1 protein-coding gene is annotated in these 558 nt (G+C 64.9%); it reads right to left on the minus strand.

Features of this window, described 5'->3' with window-relative positions; translation table 11 throughout:
- Positions 1–546, minus strand: a 546-nt coding sequence (locus IEZ11_RS50485) for an AMP-binding protein (RefSeq protein ID WP_229714019.1), incomplete at its 3' end; no start/stop codon positions are given.
- Between the last annotated feature and the right edge of the window lie 12 nt (positions 547–558).

A 558-nucleotide genomic window follows, 5' to 3' on the forward strand; every position in this document is an offset into this window, starting at 1 on the left:
CAACTCACCCGCCACACCCGGCGGCACCAGCTGAAGAGCCGAATCCAGCACGAAAACACGCGTATTGGCGATAGGCCGCCCCACAGGCACCACGGCATCCACCGGCTCCTCCGGAGCGAACCGCTGGAACACACACCCCACAGTCGCCTCGGTCGGACCGTACTCATTGACCACCGCCACCCCCGGATGAGTGGCCCGCCAGCCATCCACCACCTCACCCGTCAGTACCTCACCTCCCACCACCAGCTCTCCGCCCGGCGCCACCACACCAGTCATCTCCGCCATCAACGACAGATGACTCGGCGTCGCCTTCAGCAGATCCACACCCAGACCCTCGGCAACCTCACCCACCAGCACACATCCGCCCCGCACCAACACAGCCCACAGCGAAGTCACCGCAAGGTCGAATGCCACCGACGAATGCAGCAACACCCGTCCGCTCAAACCCTGGTAACACGAGCCGGCCCACTCCAGATAGCCGCTCACCGACCCGTGCTCGACCACGACGCCCTTGGGCCGTCCCGTCGAACCGGACGTGAAGATCACATACATCGGATG

The sequence above is a fragment of the Streptomyces fuscichromogenes genome, assembly GCF_014645815.1.
Lineage (GTDB): Bacteria > Actinomycetota > Actinomycetes > Streptomycetales > Streptomycetaceae > Streptomyces > Streptomyces fuscichromogenes.